The sequence below is a fragment of the Pantoea sp. X-Soil-ISGK-259 genome, assembly GCF_059730705.1.
Genome location: NZ_AP035986.1, coordinates 2,143,759 through 2,169,826 on the forward strand (window position 1 = coordinate 2,143,759; position 26,068 = coordinate 2,169,826).

Here is a 26,068-nt window from a genome sequence, read left to right on the forward strand (position 1 = left end):
GTGGCAGAGCGCCACGCGACGGCTATTTGACGATCTTCCAGATCAGGTTGTTGGTGCCAAGAGACTGTTCATCACGCGCGCACTGCAGCAGCACACCCTCAGATTTCACTACCGCGCCTTCTGTGTAGTTGCGGTTCTCAAAAATACAGCAGCGGAGACAGTCCTGCTGGCGTCTCTCTGACTGCGTCCAGGCTTCCGGCGGCATATCCACCACCACATCTGTGTTCACACCGTTGCTGCCCTGTTGTGGCATCGACTGATAACGACTGTTGGCCTGCACTGCGCTGGTCACCAGCGTCAGAGCCACGACCAGAAATACCGAATAATGCCTCATTCCGTCTCCTTCACTTTACGCCTGGTTTTGCGCACCGGACGTTTCTGTCCGGTGGACGGTAATCCCCGAAATGCATGCGCCGCAGGCTGCTGCCGCGCCTGCTGGATAAGGCCGGTTAAGGTCTGCACCAGCGGCTGCATAAACTCATCATAGCGGCAGGCCTTTTCGCTGATACGCGTCAGTGTCGATTCCCACTGCGCCGTCATATCCGGGCGCGCTGCCAGATCGGGCAGAGAGTGAATCAGGGCGCGTCCGGCATCCGTGGAATTGATGTAACGGCCCTTCTTCACCAGGAAGCCACGACGAAACAGTAATTCGATAATGCCGGCGCGTGTGGCTTCCGTTCCTAAACCATCGGTCGCACGCAGCACTTTCTTTAATTCTTTATCCTGAACGAAACGGGCGATGCCGGTCATTGCAGAAAGAATGGTGGCATCGGTAAACGGTCGAGGCGGCTGAGTCTGCTTCGCCAGCACCTCGCCCCGCTCGCACAGAAGCTCATCCCCTTTTGCCACCACCGGCAGCGGCATACCATCATTCTCTTCATCCCGCTCTTTACTGCCCAGCAGCGCGCGCCAGCCTGCTTCTGCAAGAAAACGCGCTTTCGCCACGAATTTTCCGCCCGCAATATCAAGGTCGATGACGCATTTGCGGAACACGGAATCGGGGCAGAACTGCATCAGATACTGGCGCGCCACCAGCTCATAAATATTCTGCTCGTTTTCACTGAGCTTAACCGCGCTGGAACGCGCCGTGGGGATAATGGCGTGGTGGGCATCCACTTTTTTATCGTCCCAGCAGCGGTTTCTGCGATCGGCATCGAAGTCTCCGGGCGGGATCAGCTGCGACTGATGGGCTTGTATCGCCTTTAATACCGCATGTCTACCGGCAAAATGCTCTTCCGGCAGGTAGCGGCTGTCTGAGCGGGGATAGGTAATCAGTTTATGCGTTTCATAGAGCCGCTGGCAGGTATCCAGCACCGTCTGCGCACTCAGCCCGTAGCGTTTAGCCGCTTCAATTTGCAGGCTGGAGAGGGAGAATGGCAGCGGAGCCACCTCATTTTCACGCTTATCACTGTAAGCGGTGACGGTTGCAGGCTGGCCGGTAATGCGCGCCACCACATGATCGGCCAGCGCACGCTTGAGCAGACGGCCCTCTTCATCCTGCCACGGCTCACAGGCTTCGCTGGGGATCCAGCTGGCGATAAACTGAGTGCCATCAGGCGTGATAATATGGGCCTTCACTTCGAAGTAATCTTTCGGCACGAAGTTTTCGATCTCTTCATCGCGCCGGACGACCAGCCCCAGCACCGGCGTCTGTACGCGGCCAACCGACAGCACACCGTCATAGCCCGCATTACGCCCGAGAAGTGTCCAGGCACGGGTCATGTTAATACCGTAGAGCCAGTCAGCACGCGCGCGGGCCAGCGCGGAAACGCATAACGGGATAAACTCGCGATTCTCACGCAGGCGGTTTACCGCCCGGTCCACCGCCTGAGGATTGAGATCGTTGATCAGGCAGCGCTGCACGTTTTTACGTTTTTCGGCTGGCAGATTCAGGTAATCGAGTACCTCATCCACCAGCAACTGCCCTTCCCGATCCGGGTCACCGGCATGCACCACTTCGCTCGCCTGCGCCAGCAATCCCTCAACCACTTTCAGCTGCTTCGCGACCGAGGGACGAGGTTTAAGCTGCCACTTTTCCGGAATGATCGGCAGATCGGCCAGCGACCAGCGCGCATAACGGCTGTCATAACTGTCGGGTTGTGCCTGCTCCAGAAGATGGCCTACGCACCAGGTGACGATCTGATCGTTGCCGCAGGCAATGAAGCCATCACCGCGTCGATGCGGTTTCGGTAATACATCCGCGATAGCACGCCCAAGGCTCGGTTTTTCCGCAATAAACAAACGCATTGAATCAGGTAATCCTTAACATCAGGGGAACACGTTGATAACCGGTTATTCGCTGTCGGTTTGCATCTCGCGGGCTATGTTAGCCTGGCTGCTCTTCTGGCGTAAGCGTGATACGCGGTGTTAGCGATCGTTCGCACAGGAACCGTGCAAAAGGCAGGGCTGAAGAGCACCCTGCCCGAACCCGCAGACAATCAGAAGTAACGGACGAAAGGCGCAGTGTCTGGCGGGAGCACAGTAGTGCTGGATTTCAGTTGCGGGGTGCCCAGATAGAGGAAGCCGACGATAGCATCCTGCTCGCGGCAGCCAAAGGCATGGCGTACCTGCTCGTCATCGGTCCAGGCACCACTGCGCCAGATACCGTTGAAGCCCTGGGCCACGGCCGCCATCTGCATCGCCATCACGGCACAGCTTGCTGAGGCGATCTGTTCCCAGCGCGGCACTTTATGGTGCTCTTCGCAATGCGCCACTACCGTGATGATCATCGGCGCGCGAAACGGTGCCTGGCTCGCTTTGTTAATCGCCTTTTCATCCAGCTGATTATCGCGTGCTGCTTTCTCCAGCAGCTGGCTCATCCGGTCGCGTCCCTCATTTTCTACAATGATAAAACGCCAGGGCTGCAGCGTCCCATGATCCGGTGCGCGCATGCCAGCCCGCAGAATGTTTTCCAGCGCGTCACCTGCCGGTGCCGGCTCGGTCAGGCGTGAGGCCGAACGTCGGTTGACCAGTAATTCAAGTGCGTCCATGTTTCTCTCCCGATCTCTGTAATGTGGCCGTTATCCTGGCACAGGCAGATTTTTTGTAACAGTGCACAGTGATTTCCTGCTGACTTTTAACACGCCGCTCTTTAGGATGAGCTCGTCGGGGAAGTCTGGTCCGCGCGGCGGCCACTTCCTGCTACATATTTATGGAGAGTCTGATGCGCACATTGTGGCGAATAATTGCAGGTCTGTTCCGCTGGAGCTGGCGGGTATTGAATTTTATCAGGGAATTTATTCTGAATATTTTCCTGATTTTGTTGATTGTGGTGTGTGCAGGGATCTGGCTGCAGGTCAGCGGATCAGGCGGCAGTTCAGCGCCGGTTCAGCAAGGCGCACTGAAAGTCGATCTCAGCGGCGTACTGGTGGATAAACCCTCAGTGAGCAATCGTCTGAGTAAAATCGGCCGCCAGCTGCTGGGTGCCAGCAGTGACCGTTTACAGGAAAATTCGCTGTTTGATGTGGTCGACGCGATTCGCCAGGCAAAAGGCGACAGCAACATTAAAGGCATCGTGCTGGATTTACGCGAATTTGCCGGCGGTGATCAGCCTTCGCTGCAATATGTCGGAAAAGCATTACGGGAATTCCGTGACAGCGGTAAGCCGATTTATGCACTGGGCGACAGCTACAGCCAGGCGCAGTACTACCTTGCCAGCTACGCCACTAAAATCTATCTGTCGCCGCAGGGCAGCGTGGATCTGCATGGTTTCGCCACCAACGGGCTTTACTACAAAACGCTGCTGGATAAGCTGAAAGTCACCTCACACGTTTTCCGTGTCGGGACTTATAAATCCGCGGTAGAACCGTTCCTGCGTGACGATATGTCCCCTGCTGCACGGGATGCTGACAGCCGCTGGGTCGGTCAGCTGTGGCAGAATTACCTGAACACCGTGGCGGCCAATCGTCAGATTACGCCTGAGCAACTCTTCCCGGGCGCAGCGGCAATCATTGCCGGATTGAACGCGGTGAAAGGCGATACCGCGCAATATGCACTGGACAATAAGCTGGTTGATACGCTGGGTTCCCGTGCAGCAGCGGATGAAGAACTGATAAAGACCTTTGGTCTGGATAAGCAGAGCAATGATTATCGCAGCGTCAGCATTTATGACTACAGCGTGAAACCGGCTGGCTCTCAGCAGGATGGCAACATCGCCGTCGTCATGGCCAGCGGAGCCATCATGGATGGCGAAGAGACGCCGGGCAACGTCGGTGGCGACACCACGGCAGCTCAGATTCGCGATGCGCGTCTTGATCCGAAAATCAAAGCGATCATTCTGCGGGTAAACAGCCCGGGCGGCAGCGTCACGGCTTCTGAAGCCATTCGTGAAGAGCTGGCAGCGGCTCAGGCCGCGGGCAAGCCGATTGTGGTTTCAATGGGCGGTATGGCGGCATCCGGTGGTTACTGGATCTCAACACCCGCCAGCTACATCGTGGCGAACCCGAGCACGCTAACCGGCTCGATTGGTATCTTTGGCGTGATCAATACGCTGGAGAACAGTCTGGACAGCATTGGCGTGCACACAGATGGTGTCGCGACCTCCCCGCTGGCGGATATCTCTACCACCAAAGCGTTGCCAGCCGAAGTTCAGCAGATGATGCAGCTGACCATCGAAAATGGCTACCGCAACTTTGTGGGTCTGGTGGCGAAGTCGCGTCACAAAACACCAGAGCAGATTGATGCCATTGCCCAGGGCCACGTCTGGACCGGCAGCGATGCAAAAGCCAATGGTCTGGTTGATGCGCTGGGTGACTTTGATGATGCCGTGAAGAAAGCAGGCGAGCTGGCGAAAGTCGATAAACCTATGCTGAGCTGGTATCAGGATGACCCGAGCTTCCTGGATATGATGCTGAGCCAGATGAACGCGTCTGTGCAGGCAGTATTGCCGGATACGCTGAAAGCCTGGCTGCCAGCGCCGATGCTGGATGTGATGAGTGCCATGAAAGCCCAGCCGGGTCTGTTTGACAAACAAAACGATCCTCAGAACCGTTACGCCTTCTGCCTGAACTGCGGCGAAGTGCGATAAACCTCTCAGCCCGGCCGCTGGTCGGGCTGCTTTTCCCCGCTATTCCCCTTATACTGCGCGTTTTATGGCGAGTCTGAGTTCTCTGATGCAAAAGAAAAATATCTATGTAGCCTACACTGGCGGGACAATCGGTATGCAACGCTCGGCGCAGGGCTATATTCCGGTCTCCGGACACCTGCAGCAGCAGCTGGCAAACATGCCCGAGTTCCACCGCCCTGAGATGCCTGATTTCACTATTCACGAATATCAGCCGCTGATCGACTCTTCCGACATGACACCGGAAGACTGGCAGTCTATTGCCGAAGATATTCGCCAAAATTACGATCGCTACGATGGTTTTGTGATTTTGCATGGCACGGACACCATGGCGTTTACCGCTTCAGCCCTCTCTTTTATGCTGGAAAATCTGGCTAAGCCGGTAATTGTGACCGGGTCGCAGATTCCACTGGCTGAGCTGCGCTCAGATGGCCAGCAAAATCTGTTAAATTCGCTTTATGTCGCGGCTAACTATCCGATCAGCGAAGTATCACTGTTTTTTAATAACACCCTTTATCGCGGCAACCGTACGACCAAGGCCCACGCTGACGGCTTTAATGCCTTTGCTTCGCCAAACCTTTCTGCGCTGCTGGAAGCGGGCATTCATATTCGCCGCCTCAATACGCCACCCGCCCCGTCCGGTCAGGGCGAGCTCAGGGTCCACACGATTACGCCTCAGCCTATTGGTGTGGTCACCATCTATCCTGGGATTTCAGCAGACGTTGTGCGCAACTTCCTGCGTCAGCCGGTGAAAGCGTTGATCCTGCGTTCTTACGGCGTGGGTAACGCACCGCAAAACAAAGAATTCCTTGCTGAACTGCAGCAGGCCAGCGAGCGCGGCATCGTGGTGGTGAACCTCACTCAGTGTATTTCTGGCAAAGTGAATATGGGCGGATACGCTACCGGCAATGCACTTGAACATGCTGGCGTAATCAGCGGATTCGACCTCACTGTAGAAGCAGCATTGACCAAATTACACTTTTTACTCAGCCAGGATCTGTCGGCCGATCAAATCCGTGCAAGAATGCAGCAGAATCTGCGCGGTGAACTGACTGAAGACTGAAACGGAGCGACAAATAATGAAGCGGGCACTCATCATTATTGATATCCAGAACGATTTTTGCCCAGGCGGCCCAATGGCCGTTCATGAGGGTGATCACACTGTCGAGGTGGCAAATCGTTACGCACGCATGTTCCGTGAAAACGGTGAGTGCGTTCTGGCCCTGCAGGACTGGCACCCGGCCGATCACGGCAGTTTTGCCTCGATCTCAGGCGAACCGGTTTACACCCTGGGCGAATTAAATGGTCTGGCGCAGATCTGGTGGCCCGATCACGGTATTCAGGGCTCAGCGGGCGCAGATTTTCATCCCGGTCTGGATCGCTCGCTGTTTGATGCGACATTCCACAAAGGCGAAGATCATGATGTCGACAGCTACAGCGCCTTTTTTGACAACGGTCATCGCCGTAAAACCGAACTGGACAGCTGGCTGCGTGAGCGTGGCATTACCCATCTGGTGATGCTGGGGCTGGCGACGGACTACTGCGTGAAATATAGCGTACTGGATGCGCTGGAGCTGGGGTATCACGTTGAGGTGGTCAAAGAGGGTTGCCGCGGAGTGAATCTGAATCCAGAGGACAGTGAGATCGCCTTCGCACAGATGACCGCTCAGGGCGCTATTTTGATTTAAAGATAGAGCTGGCTCGACGCCAGCTCTATTTCGTGCAGATTAGTGCAGATGAATCCGTGTTACATCCGGGTCGATGCCGAACTCTTCTTTCAGTTCTTTTTTCGACTTCATCACCATCTCGCCACCTTTACCGATGGTCATATGCTGTGGCGCGTCGTTGTGCCTTGCCTGCCACATCATTACCAGTTGCAGGCAGTTGTCACGCTGCTCCTGAGTCAGCGCCACACCATCCGGCCACTTACCAATCTCAACCGCCGTCGCCAGCCGCTGATAAACTTCAGGTGTCATTGACGCAAGCATTGCTTCAAGTTGTTCCTTCATTGCCGTTACCCTTTGGTCTGTTCACCCTGCTCGTCGGTAAAATTCAATGAGGCGGAGTTAACACAGTAGCGTTCGCCAGTCGGTTGCGGGCCATCGGGGAAGACGTGCCCCAGATGCGCATCACAACTGCCACAGCGGATCTCAACACGCTGCATGCCATGTGAATTATCTTCGATGTAACGAATCGCATCATCACTTACTGGCTGATAAAAACTGGGCCAGCCACAGCCAGAATCATACTTGGTCTCAGAGAGAAAGAGTGGCGCCTCACAGACCAGGCAGTGGTAGATCCCTTCCTGCTTGTTGTGGAGCAGTGCGCCGCTGTAAGGCGGTTCCGTTCCGCGCTGCTGTGTCACATAACGCTGCATCTCTGTCAGCTCGGCGATTTTTGCGTCGGTTGCGGTGTCTTTAGCCATTTTAGGATTCCGGGGAAGTGCCATTCTGAAAAATTCGACTATTATTCTAACAAATGATCAACATAACCCGGGTCTTTTTTTGTGCTCACCCTTTCAGCCCGTCTGCTGCTAAGCGGATTTGTGACTTCGATCACCTTTTGTTTCGGGCATCCCTATATATTCGGCGATTGAATCGACGAAGCGCTATATGATGAGCGGCGCGCAAGCGGTTGCGCATCGAATAATTCCTTTCAGGCGAATTGACCTGTCGCAACAATTGACACGATTCCGCTTGACGCCTGGTAAGGTTTTTGTAATTTTACAGGCAACTTTTATTCACTAACCAATAGCTGGTGGAATATATGACTATCAAAGTAGGTATCAATGGTTTCGGCCGTATCGGTCGCATCGTTTTCCGTGCTGCTCAAAAGCGTTCTGACATCGAAATCGTTGCTATCAACGACCTGCTGGACGCGGATTACATGGCGTACATGCTGAAGTATGACTCTACTCACGGTCGTTTCGACGGCACCGTAGAAGTTCAGGATGGCGCACTGGTGGTTAACGGTAAAAAAATCCGTGTTACTGCTGAACGTGATCCAGCGAACCTGAAGTGGGATGAAGTGGGCGTTGACGTTGTTGCTGAAGCAACCGGTATCTTCCTGACCGACGAAACCGCACGTAAACACATCACCGCGGGTGCTAAGAAAGTCGTTCTGACCGGTCCATCTAAAGATGACACCCCAATGTTTGTTCGTGGTGCAAACTTCGACAAATATGATGGCCAGGATATCGTTTCTAACGCTTCCTGTACCACCAACTGCCTGGCACCACTGGCCAAAGTGATCAACGACAAGTTCGGCATCGTTGAAGGTCTGATGACCACTGTTCACGCGACCACTGCAACCCAGAAAACCGTTGATGGTCCATCTCACAAAGACTGGCGCGGCGGCCGCGGCGCATCGCAGAACATCATCCCTTCATCAACTGGCGCAGCGAAAGCCGTTGGTAAAGTTCTGCCAGAGCTGAACGGCAAACTGACCGGTATGGCATTCCGCGTCCCTACCCCTAACGTTTCCGTTGTTGACCTGACCGTGCGTCTGGAAAAAGCGGCGTCTTACAAAGAAATCTGTGCTGCAATCAAAGCAGCTGCAGAAGGCGAAATGAAAGACGTTCTGGGCTATGTTGAAGATGACGTGGTTTCTACCGACTTCAACGGCGAAATCCTGACTTCAGTGTTTGACGCTAAAGCCGGTATCGCGCTGAACGACAACTTTGTGAAACTGGTTTCCTGGTACGACAACGAAACTGGCTACTCAAACAAAGTTCTCGACCTGATTGCACTGGTTTCTGCTAAATAAGGCAGCCAGACAGCATTGAGAATAAGGGCGACTTCGGTCGCCCTTTTTTTATCCGTACAGGAAGGAAGCGAACATGCAAGATAAGCTGTTTACTCTGCCGGTGGTTAATCAGATTTCCCCTTACCTCACCCAGCGTCAGGTAGGTGAACTCCCGGCGATTGTCATCAGTCACCCTAAGGTTCGGGCTGCGATCACCCTGCAGGGCGCGCACCTGATCGCCTGGCAGCCAAGCGGTGAGAAGCCGGTGCTCTGGCTGAGCGATAAGAGTCTCTTCTCACCAGGCAAAGCAATTCGTGGCGGTGTCCCCATCTGCTGGCCGTGGTTTGGTCCGGCAGGCGAACCGGCACACGGTTTTGCCCGGATTCAGCCGTGGAAGCTGACTGCGCATGATGAGAATGAAGATGGCGTGATGCTGACGCTGGTGCTGGAGAGCAATGCACAGACGCTGAAGCTCTGGCCGCATGAGTTTACCCTGATTGCCCGCTTCCGCCTGGGCCAGCATTGTGAGATCGAACTTGAAGCCTACGGTGACTTCGAAGCGACAGCAGCGCTGCACAGCTACTTCACCGTCAGCGACATCAACGGCGTTGAGGTTTCCGGTCTGGGCAATAGTTTTATCGACAAGGTGAATAACGGCGAGGCTGGCAGCAGCGACGGCAAGCAACGTTATCCGGGACGCATTGACCGTATCTTTACCGCCGCAGAAGATTGCTCGGTGATCAATGATACGGCGGATCAACGGCAGATTGAGGTTTATCACCATCACCACAGTGACGTTGTCACGTGGAATCCAGGTGTGGAACTCTCCTGCAGCATGTCGGACATGGCGAATGAGGGTTATAAAACCATGGTCTGCGTGGAGACGGCGCGCATCAGTAAACCGTTACGCAGCGCAGGTGAGAAGCCAGCACGCCTGGCCACGACTTTCCGCCTGAAGAAGAAAGCCGCAGCGGGCGACAAGGTCAGCGGCTAAACGATATCCAGCGGTAACTTATGCTGTGGTGCTGGCCAGGCACGATCGATGAGCTGCAACTCTTCATCGGTCAGGACGACCTCCAGTGCCGCAGCATTTTCCTGAACGTGAACGACTGAGCTGGCTTTGGGAATGGCAATCACCCCAGGCTGACGAATGACCCAGGCCAGCAGAAGCTGCGCGACGCTGATGCCCTTCTGCTGTGCAATCTGCGTCAGTACCGGGTCGGTAAAGAGTGAGTCACGCAGCCTTCCTGCCTGTGCCAGCGGACAGTAGGCCATTATCGGCATCTCACGCTGCTGACATGCCGGCAAAAGATCAAATTCAATACCGCGTGACGCCAGATGATAGAGCACCTGATTGGTCGTACACTGACTTCCTTCCGGTTCATCCCACAGTTCTGCCATATCCTCTGTGTCAAAATTCGAGACGCCCCAGTGACGGATCTTGCCCTGCTGCTGCAGGCGTTCCATGGCCCGCAGGGTCTCTTCCAGTGGAACATTACCGCGCCAGTGCAACAGGTAAAGGTCAAGATAATCGGTCTGCAGACGGCGCAGGCTGCGCTCACAGGCTTCAATAGCATCCACTTCGCCTGCATTCCACGGATAGACTTTTGATACCAGCAGCGCCTTGTCGCGACGCCCCAGCATGGCCTGCCCGACCACCTCTTCGGCTCCGCCGTCGGCGTACATTTCGGCGGTATCAATCAATTGCAAACCACATTCAATACCTGCCTGCAGTGCAGCGATTTCAGCGGAACGCTGCGCCGGATTCTCGCCCATGTACCAGGTGCCCTGGCCAATGACCGGCAGATTGTTGAAGTCAGCAAAGTTAATCGTGTTGCGCATTCTGCTCTCCCGCCCCCTTTCGGGGCCCTGTAAAAGAACAGAGGGCAATAGATGCCCTCTTTTGGTGCGAATGAAGCGTTATCAGAAGGTGTAGCTGATACCCGTCCAGATTAACGCCTGCCCGCTTTTATCAATCATTGGGCTGTCTTTGATTTCGCTGTCAAAGCGCGTGTAGCGTCCTGTGAGGCTGGCATTCCACTGCGGAGAAATCTGATAGCTGGCATTCAGCTCAACGTAAGGGGACCAGCTGTCATCAGGGGTATAGCGACTGATACCGGTCCGGGCGCTTTCATGGCCGGATACACCGTAGTAGTAACGGTTTTGATTGGCGCTGTTCCAGATAGCACCAATGCCCGGAGTAAGACTGAAGTCGCCCATCTCAAAGCGATATAGGTAGGTTAAATCCCACATCATCCCGTTGCTGTTGTTCAGCACATCGCCCAGTAATGAAGTACGGACGATACCCCAGTCAGCAACGTGACGATACGTTGCGCCACCCATCAGCGTCATACGGCGTTTATCCAGCCCTTTCATGTCGCCCAGGTCATTCTCACTGGGTTTGTACTCCTGCGGTGAACCCAGCAGCGTCAGCGACAGCTGGTTCTGGGGATCTTTCCACAGATAGTAGCCACCCTGCAGGCTGCGGAACCAGAAGTCTTCACCCTCATAGTTGATCACCGGAAGGGGGATATAGCGATCCTGACCGCCGCGATAAGGTGACTGGGCATAGAGTACCGACGCACCAAGAGAAAGCGGTGCGGCAAAGGCCTGCGAGTTCAGTAAATAACACGGCAGAAGTGCAACAAGCGTCTTAAATTTGAATTGGTTCACAATTTATTCATTCCATAAATATAACAATCAAACAGGAAGTCTAACGTTTTTTTACGGCTGCATTAACTTATATCGAATTCCTTTAAGTTACTCACCAATCAAAGTGGCATTTAAGGTTAAAAACACGTTAAGTTAAAGCATCACCCATATGAACTCATCTCACGACAAACCTGAATTACTCTTGATCTCCCCCTCATTCACCTAAACCCGTGGAGGAAATTTCCTAGAAGCCATCTACAGTTAGAAGTAACAGCATAGAATTTGACCGAGCAGAGTAACCACAAACGTTGTGTATCCCGATAAAAAAGATCAGGTTGGCATAAGGGTTGCTGTACTCAACAGAGAATATCTTCCGGGAGCTGCTACAAGTCATTAATTGTGCTCCTTACCTGTGCTAAAAACGAAAGGACGGGCATCGCTATGAATATATTCGATCACTATCGTCAGCGTTATGAAGCTGCCAAGGACGAAGAGTTCACACTGCAGGAATTTCTTGCTATCTGTAAGCAGGACCGCAGTGCATACGCCAACGCTGCAGAGCGACTGTTAATGGCTATCGGAGAGCCGGTAATGGTCGACACTGCTCAGGAGCCACGCCTTTCCAGAATATTCTCCAACCGTGTGATGGGACGCTATCCAGCGTTCGAGGAGTTTTACGGCATGGAGGAAGCGATTGAACAGATCGTCTCCTACCTGAAACATGCCGCTCAGGGACTGGAAGAGAAAAAACAGATCCTCTATTTGCTGGGGCCGGTCGGTGGCGGTAAATCCTCACTGGCGGAACGGCTTAAGTCGCTGATGCAGCGGGTGCCTATTTATGTGCTCAGTGCTGACGGCGAACGCAGCCCGGTAAATGACCACCCTCTTTGCCTGTTCAATCCGCAGGAAGATGCGCACATTCTTGAAAAAGAGTATGGCGTACCGCGCCGCTACCTCGGCACGATTATGTCGCCATGGGCCGCTAAACGTCTGCACGATTTTGGTGGTGATATTTCACGCTTCAAAGTCGTTAAAGTCTGGCCGTCGATTCTGGAACAGCTGGCGATTGCTAAAACTGAACCCGGCGATGAGAACAACCAGGATATCTCTGCGCTGGTGGGTAAAGTGGATATCCGTAAACTGGAAAACCATGCGCAAAACGATCCCGATGCCTACGGCTACTCCGGTGCCCTCTGCCGCGCGAACCAGGGCATCATGGAGTTCGTCGAGATGTTTAAAGCGCCGATTAAAGTGCTGCATCCGTTACTGACGGCGACGCAGGAAGGGAACTATAACGGTACCGAAGGCATTTCGGCCCTGCCGTTCAACGGCATTATTCTGGCGCACTCCAACGAATCTGAATGGGTGACGTTCCGTAACAACAAGAATAATGAGGCGTTTCTTGACCGTGTCTATATCGTCAAGGTGCCCTATTGCCTGCGGGTCTCTGAAGAGATCAAAATCTACGACAAGTTGCTAAACCACAGTGAGCTGGCGACCTCGCCCTGCGCACCTGGCACGCTGGAAACGCTGGCACGCTTCTCTATCCTGTCGCGCCTGAAAGATCCTGAGAACTCCAGTATCTATTCCAAAATGCGGGTGTACGATGGTGAAAGCCTCAAAGATACCGACCCTAAAGCGAAGTCCTGGCAGGAGTATCACGACTACGCCGGTGTGGATGAGGGGATGAACGGTCTCTCGACCCGCTTTGCCTTTAAAATCCTGTCACGGGTGTTTAACTTCGACCACGCTGAAGTGGCCGCCAACCCGGTTCATCTGTTCTATGTGCTGGAGCAGCAGATTGAACGTGAGCAGTTTCCACAGGATCAGGCAGAGAAATACCTTGAACATCTTAAAGGCTATCTGATTCCTAAATACGCTGAGTTTATCGGCAAAGAGATTCAGACTGCTTATCTGGAGTCCTACTCTGAGTATGGTCAGAACATCTTTGACCGCTATGTCACTTATGCTGACTTCTGGATTCAGGATCAGGAGTATCGCGATCCCGATACCGGACAGCTGTTTGATCGTGAATCGCTCAATGCGGAACTGGAGAAAATTGAGAAACCCGCTGGCATCAGTAACCCGAAAGACTTCCGTAATGAGATCGTCAATTTTGTGCTGCGCGCCAGAGCACATAATAATGGTCGCAATCCAAACTGGACCAGTTACGAGAAGTTACGCACGGTAATTGAGAAGAAAATGTTCTCGAATACCGAGGAGTTACTGCCGGTGATTTCGTTCAATACCAAGACCTCTACCGATGAGCAGAAAAAACATGATGATTTTGTCGATCGCATGATGGAAAAAGGCTATACCCGCAAACAGGTTCGCCTGCTGTGTGAATGGTATCTGCGTGTGCGTAAATCGTCCTGATAGAGGTAAGCTTGCCGGTAAGTGATACCGGTCTGACAGGGTCGGGTGCGCCCGACCTGCTTACAATGTAGTTTGGGGGAATACCATGGCCTATTTCATCGATCGCCGGCTTAACGGTAAGAACAAGAGCGCGGTTAACCGCCAGCGCTTTCTTCGCCGTTATAAGTCGCAAATTAAGCAGTCGATCTCCGAGGCCATCAATAAACGCTCGGTGACCGACGTCAGCAGCGGCGAGTCCGTCTCTATACCTATTGACGACATCAATGAGCCGATTTTCCATCAGGGACGCGGCGGAAATCGTCATCGGGTCCATCCGGGTAACGACCATTTTGTGCAGAATGACCGTGTTGAGCGTCCACAGGGCGGCGGCGGCGGTGGCAGCGGACAGGGTAATGCCAGTCAGGATGGTGAAGGACAGGATGAGTTTGTCTTTCAGATCTCGAAGGATGAGTACCTTGACCTGCTGTTTGAAGATCTTGCCCTGCCTAATCTGCGCCGCAACCAGCATCGTCAGCTTAATGAATATAAGACTCACCGTGCCGGTTTCACCTCTAACGGCGTACCAGCCAATATCAGCGTCGTGCGTTCGCTACAGAACTCACTGGCGCGTCGTACCGCAATGACGGCAGGGAAACGCCGTATGCTGCATGAACTGGAAGAGACGCTGCAGGAGATTGAGAAAACTGAACCTGCTCAGTTGCTGGAGGAGGAGCGGCTACGCAAAGAGATCGCTGAATTGCGGGCGCGCATCGAACGGGTGCCCTTTATCGACACCTTCGATCTGCGCTACAAAAACTTTGAGAAACGCCCGGAGCCTTCCAGCCAGGCGGTCATGTTCTGTCTGATGGATGTCTCAGGTTCGATGGATCAGGCCACCAAGGATATGGCGAAACGCTTCTATATCCTGCTTTACCTGTTCCTGAGCCGCACCTACAAGAACGTTGATGTGGTTTATATCCGTCATCACACGCAGGCCAAAGAGGTGGACGAACAGGAGTTCTTCTACTCTCAGGAGACGGGCGGCACCATCGTGTCCAGTGCACTGAAACTGATGGATGAAGTCGTAAAAGAACGCTATGACCCGGCGCAGTGGAATATCTACGCGGCGCAGGCATCGGACGGTGACAACTGGGCTGACGATTCACCGCTCTGTCATGAGATTCTGGCGAAGCATATTCTGCCGGTCGTGCGTTATTACAGTTATATCGAAATCACCCGCCGTGCGCATCAGACGCTGTGGCGTGAATATGAGCATCTGCAGGCAACATTCGATAACTTTGCCATTGAACATATTCGCGAACCGGAAGATATCTATCCGGTGTTCCGATCGCTGTTTCATAAACAGGCAACGGAAGCCTGACCCACCAGGCCGGTTAATCACCGGCTTTTTTTATCTGCCGAATAACCTGCTAAAACAGTCTGTTTTCTCCCGCTTGCCTGCCAACCCCCTCATTCTTCACATTAATCTGATTCCATACCCTCTTCAGCAATTGGTATAATGATCATTTTCACAATGACAACTCCTTGATAAAACATTATCTTTCAGAGATAGCATGGATATTTGTCAGCAGTTGCTGCAGCGCACTGTCATATCTCAGGAGACCGGGTTTGAACCACACTATTGTCTACAGTCTTTTTATCATCGGTTCCGTGCTGGTAGCATCGAGCATTCTGCTCAGCTCTTTCTCATCCCGACTGGGCATTCCTATTCTGGTTATCTTCCTCGCACTGGGTATGCTCACCGGTGTTGATGGTATCGGCGGCATCGCTTTCGATAACTATCCCGCGGCTTACTTAATTTCTAACCTGGCGCTGGCGATCATCCTGCTGGATGGCGGTATGCGAACCAAAGCCAGCTCGTTTAAAGTCGCGCTCGGGCCTGCGCTGTCGCTGGCCACCGTCGGCGTGATGATCACCGCAGGTTTAACGGGCGTCGTGGCCGCATGGCTCTTTAACCTCGACATGATGCAGGGCTTCCTGATTGGCGCCATTATTGGCTCTACGGATGCTGCTGCGGTCTTCTCACTGCTGGGTGACAAAGGCCTGAATGAGCGCGTCAGCTCCACGCTGGAGATTGAATCGGGCAGCAACGACCCGATGGCCGTGTTTCTCACCATTACCCTGATTGAAATGATTGAACAGGGCCGCAGCGGCCTTGACTGGATGTTCCTGGTGCATCTGGTACAGCAGTTCGGTCTGGGTATCGTATTAGGCCTGGGCGGCGGCTGGGCGCTGCAGCAACTGATAAACCGTATCAGTCTGGCTCCTGGCCTTTACCCGTTGCTGGCGTTGAGTGGCGGCATTCTGGTGTTCGCGCTGACCACGGTATTAGAGGGCAGCGGTATTCTGGCGGTCTATCTCTGTGGCTTCTTACTGGGCAACCGCCCGATTCGTAACCGCCACGGCATTCTGCAGACCTTTGACGGTATGGCCTGGCTCAGTCAGATTGGCATGTTCATTGTGCTGGGCCTGCTGGTCACACCCTCTGATTTGTGGCACATCGCGGTGCCAGCCATGCTTCTTTCGCTGTGGCTCATTCTGGTGGCACGTCCGCTGTCGGTCTTTATTGGCCTGCTGCCATTTCGCAACTTCACGACCCGTGAACGGGTCTTTATCAGCTGGGTCGGCTTACGTGGTGCGGTACCGATTATTCTTGCGGTCTTCCCGATGATGGCAGGCTTAGAGAACGCTTCGCTCTATTTTAATATCGCTTTCTTCGTGGTGCTGGTCTCCCTGATGCTGCAGGGTACATCACTGGGCTTTGCTGCCAAAAAAGCCAAAGTGGTGGTGCCGCCAACCGCTTCACCTATCAGCCGTGTGGGTCTGGATATTCATCCGGAAAATCCCTGGGAGCAGTTCGTCTACCAGCTCAGCGCCGACAAGTGGTGTGTCGGTGCCGCACTGCGTGACCTGCAGATGCCACGAGAGACGCGTATCGCCGCCCTTTTCCGTGACAATGTGCTGATGCATCCCAATGGCGGGACGCGTCTGAAAGAGAACGACGTTATCTGCGTCATTGGCCGCGAGCGCGATCTTCCCGCGCTGGGCAAGATGTTCAGTCAGTCACCGCCGGTTTCGCTCGACCAGCGCTTCTTCGGCGACTTTATTCTGGATGCAGAAGCTCGCCTGCGCGATGTTGCGCAGATTTACGGACTGGAACTGGATGAGAGCACGAATGATCAGCAGTCACTGGGACAGCTGGTTCTGGCTATGCTCGGCGGTTCACCGGTGGTCGGCGATCAGGTGGAGTGGAATCAACTGACATGGACTGTTGCTGAGAAAGAGGATAACCGTATTGTGAAAATTGGTGTCCGGCCAGCGGAAGAGAAGGAATAATCCTAATGATTCAGCCACGTTATTTTCTCTCAATACGCTAAGCTTAACGTTCTACGCCAGTAAAAACGGGAGAAATGAATGGGACACGTGGTTAAAATTGGTCGTTATGAGATTGTTGATGCCGATCTTGGCGGTGAGAATCCGGACACTGTCAGTATCCCCTGTCACACTAATCCCGGTTTAATTACGCAACTTGATGGCTGGGATCGTGATACCAGCGTCCCGGCCTGGATTGACGGTGAACCGGTGAATCTGCAAATCGGCCATTACGATAAACAGCAGGACCGCTGGATTTTAAAGAAACCTGCCTGATGCGCGATCATTACCGCCAGTCGTCAGATTCGGCGGTAATTCCTAAAAAGCGTCTTAAACAGTTTAGTTATAACTGACCCCTTCCTTATTTTATCTAATTAAATCCACAAGTTAGCTATTTAAAACTTTAATCAGTTTTGATGTTTTCAGATTTTTTCCGTATTAACTCTGTCAAATAACTCCTGCATACTCATTCTCGATGCTGCAACATTCCGTGATTATCATCACGCTTTAATCGTTATCTTTTTTGCAGCTGAACTGGCTTTACTGACTGCAACAGACTGAAAATTATTTTTTAATTTTTCAGAGGCCCACTCCTGAGCGCGCACCTGATTCTGGTCAGGCCATCTTTTACTTGAGAAAGAGAGCAGGTTTTATGGCAAGTACATTGATAATGAATAGCCCGAGCCGCTCATGGAGCGGCACGCGTAAAAATATCATCGTGAAATTCGCCCTGAGCTTTTCCGATCTGATTGCACTTAACCTGGCACTGTTTTTATCTGCCGCGACGATACAAGGTATTTGGGGCGAGCTGGATACCTTTATTCCACCGCACCAGATCGAATATCGTTTCGTGGCACAGTTTATTATGTCAGTAATGTGTACCGGCTGGTTCTGGGTACGTCTGCGTCACTATACTTATCGCAAACCGTTCTGGTTTGAGCTTAAAGAGATCGTTAAAACATTATTTGTTTTTTCACTGCTCGACCTCGCACTGATCGCTTTTTCTAAATGGGACTTCTCCCGCATGGTGTGGGTCTTCAGCTGGACATATGCCCTGCTGCTGCTCCCACTGATGCGTGCTCTGGTGAAACGCGCCATCAACAAGGCGGGCCAGTGGCAGAAAGAGACCATCATTATCGGTTCCGGCCGCAATGCCACCGAAGCTTATGCGGCGCTGCAGAGTGAAGAGATCCTGGGCTACAACGTGCAGGCCTTTATCTCGGTTGATGATGTTCCTGCCCAGCAGAGCGTGAATGGCGTGCCCGTTATCACCTGGAAAGACATTAACTGGCAGACCATTGACCGCGATAACGTGCAGTTTATTGTTGCCATGGAGTATGAGCAGCAGCCAATGCGCGATCGCTGGCTGAAATTCCTGTCAAAGATGAACTGCCGTTCAGTCTCGGTGATCCCTACGCTGCGCGGTGTACCGCTTTATGGTACGGACATGTCCTTTATCTTTAGCCATGAAGTGATGATCCTGCGCGTCAGCAACAACCTGGCGAAACACTCCTCCCGTTTCATGAAGCGTGCCTTTGATATCGTGGTGGCGTCAATGCTGCTGCTGTTCCTTGGCCCGATCTTCGCCCTGCTCTGCTACATGGTGAAACGCGATGGCGGCAATGCAATTTATGGTCACGAACGTGTGGGCCAGAATGGCAAAAAATTCAAATGCCTGAAATTCCGTTCCATGGTGACCAATTCAAAAGAGGTGCTGGAGAAATTACTGGCAACCAGTGAAGAGGCGCGGATTGAGTGGGACAAAGATTTCAAACTGAAAAACGACCCGCGCGTGACCCGTATTGGTAGCTTCCTGCGAAAAACCAGTCTGGATGAGTTACCGCAGTTATGGAACGTGATCCGCGGCGAGATGAGCCTGGTGGGTCCGCGTCCGGTTATCGAAGCGGAGCTGGAGCGTTACGCGGGTGATGTCGACTATTACCTGATGGCCAAACCCGGCATGACAGGTCTTTGGCAGGTCAGCGGACGTAACGATATCGACTATGACACTCGCGTCTACTTTGACTCCTGGTATGTCAAAAACTGGGCGCTCTGGACCGATATCGCGATCCTGTTTAAAACCGCAGGGGTGGTATTACGCCGCGACGGCGCCTACTAGGCCTTTAATGCGATGCCTGTTTACAGCAGGCATCGCACTTTCCGCACGACTTCCTCTATCTTTTTTGCCTCTGAATCATTACCCTCTTCGATCGTTTTTCAACAGAACGTTACCCTCTGGTTGTTATGCAAAAATTTACGCTGCTGTTATTAAGCCTGGTGCTGCTGGCACCCTTAGGCATTGATCTCTATTTGCCCACGCTGCCACAAATCGCAGAAGGGCTGGATACGCCGGTTAATCTGGTTCAGACCACGATTCCGCTGTTTCTGCTGGTCATGGGGCTGGGACAACTGGTCACGGGTCCGCTGGTGGACAACTATGGCCGCAAGCCGATTGCCCTGCTGGGACTTGCGCTTTACATCGCCGGCAGTGCTATCGCTGCCACGGCGACGTCATTCCCGCTGTTCGTCGTTGCTCGTCTGGTGCAGGGCTGTGGCGTCTGTTGTAGCGCCGTTGTCGCCTTTAGCGGCGTGCGCGACCGCCTGAGTGGCGATGATGCCGCACGCGCCTATGGATTCCTGAACGGCGCACTGAATATCGTTCCGGCACTCGCTCCGTTACTGGGTGGCCTGCTGGCCAGCGCCTTTGACTGGCGCGCGCCCTTCTGGTTCCTGTGCGCCTATGGTCTGCTGATTACGCTGCTGGTGATTATCTGGCTGCCCGAGACGCGCCCGGCAGATACCCTGCGGGTGAAAGGATTACCGGTTAAGCAGTACGCTGAAATCCTGCGTCAGCCGCGTTTTCTGGCGTTCGCTTTTGCCAATGCCGGTGCGCTGGGCATGGTGCTGACCTACGTGTCACTGGCACCACAGGTATTAATGACCGAAGGCGGCCTGACGCCGATCCAGTTCTCGTTTGCTTTCGGGGCCAACGGTTTCTGGATTATGTTTGTCAGCATGTTTGTGAATAAAGCGATTCGCAAAGCGGGTCGCCCTTTCTGTCTGGCAATGGGTTTTTTAACGATGCTGCTGGGGGCGGTACTACTGATGGCGGGAACGCAGATATTTCCGGCGGAAATGCAAACACACTGGGCGCTCTACATGTTCCCGGTGGCGGTATCGGTTGCCGGACTGGCCTTTACGGTAGGACCCGCCACCAGCTATGCGCTGGAGCCGTATCAGCAACAGGCAGGCGTGGCGTCCGCCCTGCAGGGATTTATTCAGATGGCTGGTGGTGCAGCAGGCAGCCTGGTAATCGTTGCGCTGCCGGTGGCGGAGAAGCTCTCGCTGAGCCTGATGATGCTGCTGGGTGCAGCGCTGGCGTTTATCGCCTGGCGCTGCAGCAGAAAGATGCGCGGCAGCCTGACCGCGCTTAAATAACGGTGACCGGAACGCGGGGTGCCAGGGCGCACATCAGCTCATACCCTACCGTTCCGGCTGCTTTTGCGACCTGATCGATTTTCACCTGCTCACCCCACAGCTCAACGGCTGAGCCAATGCCAGCCTGAGGGCAAGGCGTTAAGTCCACGGTAATCATATCCATGGAGACGGCTCCCACCACCTGCGTCATTACACCATCGACGCAGACCGGCGTGCCGGTTGGGGCATGACGCGGATAGCCATCAGCGTAACCGCAGGCCACCACGCCAATCCGCTGCGCCGTGCTGGCATGATAGCGATAGCCGTAACCCACGCCATCGCCAGCCTGTAATTGCTGAACCGCGATAATCTCACTGCTTAAGGTCATCACCGGCTGCAGGCCACTGCCTGCAATGTCCTGCCAGTTACCGCTGGGCGATGCGCCATACAGAATGATGCCAGGACGAACCCAGTCAAAATGCGCTTCAGGATGCCATAAGGTGCAGGCGGAGTTAGAGAGCGATCGCGGGCAGCTCAACCCTTCTGCCGCCTGCTCAATGCGCTGCAGCGGTGCAACTAAACCCTGCGGATTTTCAGCATCGGCGAAATGCGCCATCAGCGTCATCTCACCGACATTGCTCAGCGCCCGCAGTTTCTGCCACGCGCCGTTGACCTGCTCCGGGCGAAAGCCCAGACGGTTCATCCCGCTGTTCATTTTGAGATAAATATCAACCGGGGCAGAGAGTTGGGCACTGGCCAGTGCTTTGATTTGCCAGTTGCTGTGCACACTGGTAGTCAGACGATAGCGATCGATTAACTGCAAATCTTCTGGCTGGAAAAATCCCTCCAGTAACAGAATCGGTTTTTTCCAGCCCTGCTCACGCAGCTGAAGCGCCTCCTCCATATTAAGCAGTGCGAAGCCGTCAGTGGCAGATAACGCCTCGCGGACGCGTTCAATACCATGGCCGTAAGCATTCGCTTTCACCACTGACCAGACGCGGGATGCAGGTGCCGCCTGGCGAACGACCGCCAGGTTCTGACGTAACGCCTGCTGATTGATGGTAGCGATAATCGGACGTGACATCCTCTCTCTCCCTGAAGACTTAACGAGTTGCGTTGGCGTTACGCAGCGGCGATGACGTCGCCGCGAAACCGGGTAAGTAGCGGAACACCGCTAAGTCATCCGCCGCAATGGCAGGCTTTTTACCGGAGATGAGATCGGCCAGCAGCTGACCAGAACCACACGCCATCGTCCAGCCCAGCGTACCGTGACCGGTATTGAGCCAGAGATTAGAAATTGGCGTGGCGCCCACAATCGGCGTACCGTCTGGCGTCATCGGACGCAGCCCGGTCCAGAAACTCGCCTGCGCGACATGACCGCCTTCAGGATAGAGATCACTGACGACCATCTCCAGCGTTTCCCGACGTGCTTCAGTGAGTCTGGTGTTAAAACCAACAATCTCTGCCATGCCACCCACACGAATACGATCGTCAAAACGGGTCACCGCCACTTTGTAAGTCTCATCCAGAATGGTCGAAACCGGCGCAGCGTCAGGGTTTTTAATCGGAATGGTCAGAGAGTAGCCTTTTAGCGGATAGACCGGGATATCAATGACATTTTTTAACAGCGCGGTGGAGTAAGAACCAAAGGCCACCACATAACTATCCGCCTTGATGATCTCCTCACCACACTTCACACCATAAATACGATTGCCATCGCGCAGCAGGTGGTCAACCGGGGTGTTAAAGCGGAAAACGACGCCCGCCTCTTCGGCCATTTTTGCCAGACGCTGAGTGAAAAGCTGACAGTCGCCGGTTTCATCGTTGGGCAGCCGTAATCCGCCAGTGAGTTTATGCTGCGTTGCCGCCAGAGCTGGCTCAACGCGTGACAGTTCATGCGCCTCTAACAGCTCATAGGGCACGCCCGCGTCGCGCAGCACGGCAATATCTTTGCTGGCGCTGTCAAACTGCTGTTGAGTGCGGAACAATTGTAATGTTCCACCCTGACGACCTTCATAGGCGATGCCGGTCTCAGAACGCAGCGCTTTCATGCAGTCGCGACTGTACTCGGCAATCCGTACCATGCGGCTTTTGTTCTGCTGATAGTGGTTGATGTCGCAGTTACGCAGCATGCGCCACATCCACTCCAGCTGAAAACTGCTGCCATCCAGCCGGATAGCCAGCGGCGCGTGGCGCTGAAACATCCACTTCACGGCTTTCAATGGCACGCCTGGCGCGGCCCAGGGTGCGGCATAACCGGGTGAGATCTGGCCGGCATTACCCGCGCTGGTCTCCATCGCCGCCGCGGGTTGACGATCGATGACGGTCACCTGATGTCCGGCGCGCGCCAGATACCAGGCGCTTGCCACTCCCACCACACCACTTCCAAGAATTACAACGTGCATAGCTCCCCCACCCGGCATGTAAAAGCATAATTCACTGTTAAGAAGATGATAGTCAGCGGATTTACACAGCGGACATCACCCCATAAATTCAGCATCCATTTCACATCTTTTTCACTTTTCAGGTAACTAAAATCTTGCTGCCCGGCTAATTTCAGCGCTTTATGCGCCTTAATCACGAAAGACAGAAATAAATGACAACAGTGGCAGTTAAATCTGCGCATTGCAGGAGAATCCTTCAACCCCATACATTCCGCTTATAAACAGGATGATATTCCGCATTTTAAATTAATAGTCGCATCAAAGGCTGTTAAATTCGCTGCTGCAACACTCTTAATGATTTTGTGCCAAAGAATTCATTTGAGTTCGCATTTCGGATAAGCGACAGTGGGCTATCATTGTTGTGTTCGCTCAGTTTTTTTCGGGTTCCCTTTTTCAGGACGAAGCCTTAAATAACCAGAACGGGTTGTCTTTCGGGTCAGCCGGTTTGCAAAAAAGAGGTGCGCTATGACGACAATCTTTGACGAAGCCATCAGAGACAGCAAACGACTCAATGACGGACCAGACTGGACATTCGAACTGCTTGATGTCTATTTAGCAGAGATCGACCGGGTGGCTAAACTCTACCGGCTTGATACCTACCCGCACCAAATCGAAGTGATCACCTCTGAACAAATGATGGATGCCTATTCCAGCGTCGGCATGCCCATCAACTATTCACACTGGTCATTCGGTAAAAAGTTTATCGAGACCGAGCAGCGTTATAAGCACGGTCAGCAGGGGCTGGCCTATGAGATTGTCATCAACTCGAACCCCTGCATCGCCTACCTGATGGAAGAGAACACCATGACCATGCAGGCGCTGGTGATGGCGCATGCCTGCTATGGTCACAACTCATTCTTCAAAAATAATTATCTGTTCCGCAGCTGGACCGATGCCGGCTCAATTGTCGATTATCTGCTGTTTGCCAAAAACTATATCAGTGACTGCGAAGAGCGCTATGGCGTCGAAGAGGTCGAGCGACTACTCGATTCCTGCCATGCCTTAATGAATTATGGCGTCGATCGCTATAAACGCCCGCAGAAGATCTCCCTGCAGGAGGAGAAGGCGCGCCAGAAAAGTCGTGAAGAGTATCTGCAAAGTCAGGTAAACACCTTGTGGCGCACGCTGCCACGACGTGAGACCGAGGCGGTGGCTTTTGAAGCCGCACGCTACCCTTCTGAGCCGCAGGAAAACCTGCTCTATTTTATGGAAAAAAACGCCCCGCTGCTGGAGTCCTGGCAGCGTGAGATCCTGCGCATCGTGCGCAAGGTAAGCCAGTATTTCTATCCACAGAAACAGACCCAGGTGATGAATGAGGGCTGGGCAACCTTCTGGCACTACACCATCCTGAATCACCTGTATGACGAAGGCAAAGTGTCGGAACGCTTTATGATGGAGTTCCTGCACAGTCACACCAATGTGGTGTTTCAGCCGCCCTATAACAGTCAGTGGTACAACGGTATCAACCCTTACGCCTTAGGGTTTGCGATGATGCAGGACATCAAGCGCATCTGTCAGTCGCCAACGGAAGAGGACCGCTACTGGTTCCCGGATATCGCCGGTTCCGACTGGCTGGAAACACTGCATTTTGCGATGCGTGAGTTCAAGGATGAGAGTTTTATCAGCCAGTTCCTGTCGCCGAAAGTGATGCGCGATTTCCGGCTGTTCACTGTGCTGGATGATGACCGCAATAACTATCTCGAAATCGCCGCGATCCACGATGAAGCGGGTTACCGGGCGATTCGTCAGCAACTTTCCGCACAGTACAACCTGAGTAATCTTGAGCCTAACATTCAGGTTTACAACGTTGATGTGCGCGGTGACCGTTCGCTGACACTGCGCTATGTGCCGCAGAGCCGCACGCCGCTGGATAAGAGCCGTCGCGAGGTGCTGAAGCATGTGCATCGCCTGTGGGGGTTCGATGTGATTCTGGAACAGCAGAACGAGGATGGCAGTGTGGAGCTGCTGGACCGCAATCCGCCACGCGGTTCTTCACTTTGAGGGGTCAGTTGAAGGTGACGGCTTAGAAACAAAAAACCGGACGCGATGTCCGGTTTTTTTTAACGTTTGTTGCCGAGATCGTCAGGCAAGTTTTTCTGCATGCTGTGCCAGATTTCACCGCTGCGGCGACCATAGTTGCGCACCACATCCACAATCTCATCCTGTCCTGGTTCTTTATCGCACAGCGCCAGAAGCTTAAGATAGAAATCGCGCGCGACCTGGCGAGCTTCCGGGTTAGAGAAGTAGTGACGACCAACGCGAGTATAGAGGCCTTTCAGGCCATTCAGAATCAAACCATAAATCGGGTTACCTGACGCAAATGCCAGGCCACGGAACACCCGATAATCAAGTTCGGTATAGGCATCAGCCTGATCGGCTGCGGCACTGACTGTCTCCAGCACTTCACGGGCTTTATCAGGATGATGGCGCAGCGCACGGCTGATAAAAATCGATGAAATGTTGCTGCGGACAGACAGCAGGTTGTCGATTAACACGGGAACGCTGTCGTGATCGAGACGGGCCAGGGTTTCCAGAATATTGAGGCCGGAGGTCTCCCAGAAATCGTTTACCCGTGTCGGTTTGCCATGCTGAATCGTCAGCCAGCCATCGCGTGCCAGTCGCTGCAGCACCTCACGCAAGGTAGTGCGCGTTACCCCAATCAATTCAGAAAGCTCACGCTCAGCAGGAAGAATCGATCCGGGCGGAAAGCGACTGTTCCAGATGCTTTCAATAATATACTCTTCAGCAAATCCCGCTGGACTCTGAGCCTTTATAACCATAGCAATGTGTTCTCGTTGCTTTTCTCATCATGATGTGGACTCATCATACCAGACGCCCTATAGCGGATATAGCCTGCGTACTCATTAAACCGGGCGTAGTCGCATATTTCAGAATGGCTGACAATCTAATCTGCTGCGCAGAGACAACCGTCATCAGAACAGTTTTATGGGCTGAAACAACCTGTGTCCCCGAACAGCATAATGGCGTTCTGAATGCGTGG

General features: G+C 53.5%; 22 protein-coding genes. 12 read left to right on the plus strand and 10 right to left on the minus strand.

Annotated features, from left to right (window positions below):
- Nucleotides 1-22: 22 nt before the first annotated feature.
- From AC6I77_RS10030 to AC6I77_RS10040, 3 genes are all read right to left on the minus strand, one after another.
- Nucleotides 23-334, minus strand: coding sequence for a YnjH family protein (locus AC6I77_RS10030; RefSeq protein WP_003852760.1), 312 nt, complete (start codon nt 332-334; stop codon nt 23-25).
- A complete protein-coding gene (locus AC6I77_RS10035) occupies nt 331-2,247 on the minus strand; it encodes a DNA topoisomerase III (RefSeq protein ID WP_078804463.1) in 1,917 nt (638 codons plus the stop codon). The genes AC6I77_RS10030 and AC6I77_RS10035 overlap by 4 nt, the downstream gene beginning before the upstream one ends.
- Before the next feature lie 191 nt (nt 2,248-2,438).
- Nucleotides 2,439-2,990, minus strand: a complete 552-nt coding sequence (locus AC6I77_RS10040; protein ID WP_039660095.1) for an NAD(P)H nitroreductase — start codon at nt 2,988-2,990, stop codon at nt 2,439-2,441.
- A 173-nt stretch (nt 2,991-3,163) separates the two neighbouring features.
- Between AC6I77_RS10040 and sppA the strand changes: the two genes are divergently transcribed.
- The 3 genes from sppA to pncA all read left to right on the plus strand — a co-directional run bounded on the left by sppA (nt 3,164) and on the right by pncA (nt 6,750).
- Nucleotides 3,164-5,026: a signal peptide peptidase SppA gene (gene sppA, locus AC6I77_RS10045; RefSeq protein WP_003852755.1), complete on the plus strand. Its 1,863-nt coding sequence runs from the start codon at nt 3,164-3,166 to the stop codon at nt 5,024-5,026.
- 85 nt (nt 5,027-5,111) lie between these two features.
- On the plus strand, nt 5,112-6,125 hold the full coding sequence (ansA, locus tag AC6I77_RS10050) for an asparaginase (RefSeq protein WP_008925303.1): 1,014 nt from the start codon (nt 5,112-5,114) through the stop codon (nt 6,123-6,125).
- A 16-nt stretch (nt 6,126-6,141) separates the two neighbouring features.
- A complete protein-coding gene (gene pncA / locus AC6I77_RS10055) occupies nt 6,142-6,750 on the plus strand; it encodes a bifunctional nicotinamidase/pyrazinamidase (protein ID WP_003852752.1) in 609 nt (202 codons plus the stop codon).
- Between the two features lie 39 nt (nt 6,751-6,789).
- Here the strand turns inward: pncA and AC6I77_RS10060 are convergent, their stop codons facing one another.
- Together AC6I77_RS10060 and msrB are read right to left on the minus strand one after the other, a co-directional pair.
- On the minus strand, nt 6,790-7,071 hold the full coding sequence (locus AC6I77_RS10060) for a YeaC family protein (RefSeq protein WP_003852750.1): 282 nt from the start codon (nt 7,069-7,071) through the stop codon (nt 6,790-6,792).
- A gap of 5 nt (nt 7,072-7,076) precedes the next feature.
- On the minus strand, nt 7,077-7,487 hold the full coding sequence (gene msrB / locus AC6I77_RS10065; RefSeq protein WP_003852748.1) for a peptide-methionine (R)-S-oxide reductase MsrB: 411 nt from the start codon (nt 7,485-7,487) through the stop codon (nt 7,077-7,079).
- Nucleotides 7,488-7,828: 341 nt separating this feature from the next.
- On the opposite strand from msrB, the gene gapA reads away from it, so the two are divergent.
- On the plus strand, nt 7,829-8,827 hold the full coding sequence (gapA, locus tag AC6I77_RS10070; protein ID WP_003852747.1) for a glyceraldehyde-3-phosphate dehydrogenase: 999 nt from the start codon (nt 7,829-7,831) through the stop codon (nt 8,825-8,827).
- Between the two features lie 73 nt (nt 8,828-8,900).
- Nucleotides 8,901-9,800 carry a D-hexose-6-phosphate mutarotase gene (locus tag AC6I77_RS10075; RefSeq protein WP_003852745.1) on the plus strand — a complete coding sequence of 300 codons (900 nt, stop codon included), beginning with the start codon at nt 8,901-8,903 and terminating at the stop codon, nt 9,798-9,800.
- Here the strand turns inward: AC6I77_RS10075 and AC6I77_RS10080 are convergent.
- Both AC6I77_RS10080 and AC6I77_RS10085 read right to left on the minus strand, forming a co-directional pair.
- Nucleotides 9,797-10,648 (minus strand): aldo/keto reductase, encoded by an 852-nt coding sequence (locus AC6I77_RS10080; RefSeq protein WP_003852742.1) that lies wholly within the window; start codon nt 10,646-10,648, stop codon nt 9,797-9,799. The two genes, AC6I77_RS10075 and AC6I77_RS10080, sit on opposite strands and share 4 nt — an antisense overlap.
- A gap of 81 nt (nt 10,649-10,729) precedes the next feature.
- A complete protein-coding gene (locus AC6I77_RS10085; RefSeq protein ID WP_432536920.1) occupies nt 10,730-11,479 on the minus strand; it encodes a MipA/OmpV family protein in 750 nt (249 codons plus the stop codon).
- A 420-nt stretch (nt 11,480-11,899) separates the two neighbouring features.
- Here AC6I77_RS10085 and yeaG point away from each other — a divergent pair, with 420 nt between their 5' ends.
- The 6 genes from yeaG to AC6I77_RS10115 all read left to right on the plus strand — a co-directional run bounded on the left by yeaG (nt 11,900) and on the right by AC6I77_RS10115 (nt 20,644).
- Nucleotides 11,900-13,834 carry a protein kinase YeaG gene (yeaG, locus tag AC6I77_RS10090; protein WP_003852739.1) on the plus strand — a complete coding sequence of 645 codons (1,935 nt, stop codon included), beginning with the start codon at nt 11,900-11,902 and terminating at the stop codon, nt 13,832-13,834.
- Between the two features lie 85 nt (nt 13,835-13,919).
- Nucleotides 13,920-15,194 carry a YeaH/YhbH family protein gene (locus tag AC6I77_RS10095; protein ID WP_003852738.1) on the plus strand — a complete coding sequence of 425 codons (1,275 nt, stop codon included), beginning with the start codon at nt 13,920-13,922 and terminating at the stop codon, nt 15,192-15,194.
- 248 nt (nt 15,195-15,442) lie between these two features.
- On the plus strand, nt 15,443-17,170 hold the full coding sequence (locus tag AC6I77_RS10100; protein WP_003852737.1) for a potassium/proton antiporter: 1,728 nt from the start codon (nt 15,443-15,445) through the stop codon (nt 17,168-17,170).
- 78 nt (nt 17,171-17,248) lie between these two features.
- A complete protein-coding gene (locus AC6I77_RS10105; protein WP_003852736.1) occupies nt 17,249-17,482 on the plus strand; it encodes a DUF1480 family protein in 234 nt (77 codons plus the stop codon).
- A gap of 376 nt (nt 17,483-17,858) precedes the next feature.
- On the plus strand, nt 17,859-19,325 hold the full coding sequence (gene wbaP / locus AC6I77_RS10110; protein WP_008925307.1) for an undecaprenyl-phosphate galactose phosphotransferase WbaP: 1,467 nt from the start codon (nt 17,859-17,861) through the stop codon (nt 19,323-19,325).
- Between the two features lie 125 nt (nt 19,326-19,450).
- Complete coding sequence (locus tag AC6I77_RS10115; protein ID WP_008925308.1) at nt 19,451-20,644, plus strand: multidrug effflux MFS transporter; 1,194 nt, start codon at nt 19,451-19,453, stop codon at nt 20,642-20,644.
- Here the strand turns inward: AC6I77_RS10115 and dadX are convergent.
- Together dadX and AC6I77_RS10125 are read right to left on the minus strand one after the other, a co-directional pair.
- A complete protein-coding gene (dadX, locus tag AC6I77_RS10120; protein ID WP_140033346.1) occupies nt 20,637-21,707 on the minus strand; it encodes a catabolic alanine racemase DadX in 1,071 nt (356 codons plus the stop codon). The two genes, AC6I77_RS10115 and dadX, sit on opposite strands and share 8 nt — an antisense overlap.
- A 19-nt stretch (nt 21,708-21,726) precedes the next feature.
- Entirely contained in the window at nt 21,727-23,028 is a 1,302-nt protein-coding gene (locus AC6I77_RS10125; protein ID WP_033762787.1) for a D-amino acid dehydrogenase, read from the minus strand.
- 504 nt (nt 23,029-23,532) lie between these two features.
- Between AC6I77_RS10125 and AC6I77_RS10130 the strand changes: the two genes are divergently transcribed.
- Nucleotides 23,533-25,068 (plus strand): SpoVR family protein, encoded by a 1,536-nt coding sequence (locus AC6I77_RS10130; protein WP_003852729.1) that lies wholly within the window; start codon nt 23,533-23,535, stop codon nt 25,066-25,068.
- A gap of 59 nt (nt 25,069-25,127) precedes the next feature.
- Here the strand turns inward: AC6I77_RS10130 and fadR are convergent, their stop codons facing one another.
- The gene (gene fadR / locus AC6I77_RS10135; protein ID WP_003852726.1) at nt 25,128-25,847 is read right to left on the minus strand and encodes a fatty acid metabolism transcriptional regulator FadR; all 720 of its coding nucleotides are present in this window, start codon (nt 25,845-25,847) and stop codon (nt 25,128-25,130) included.
- Nucleotides 25,848-26,068: the final 221 nt, after the last annotated feature.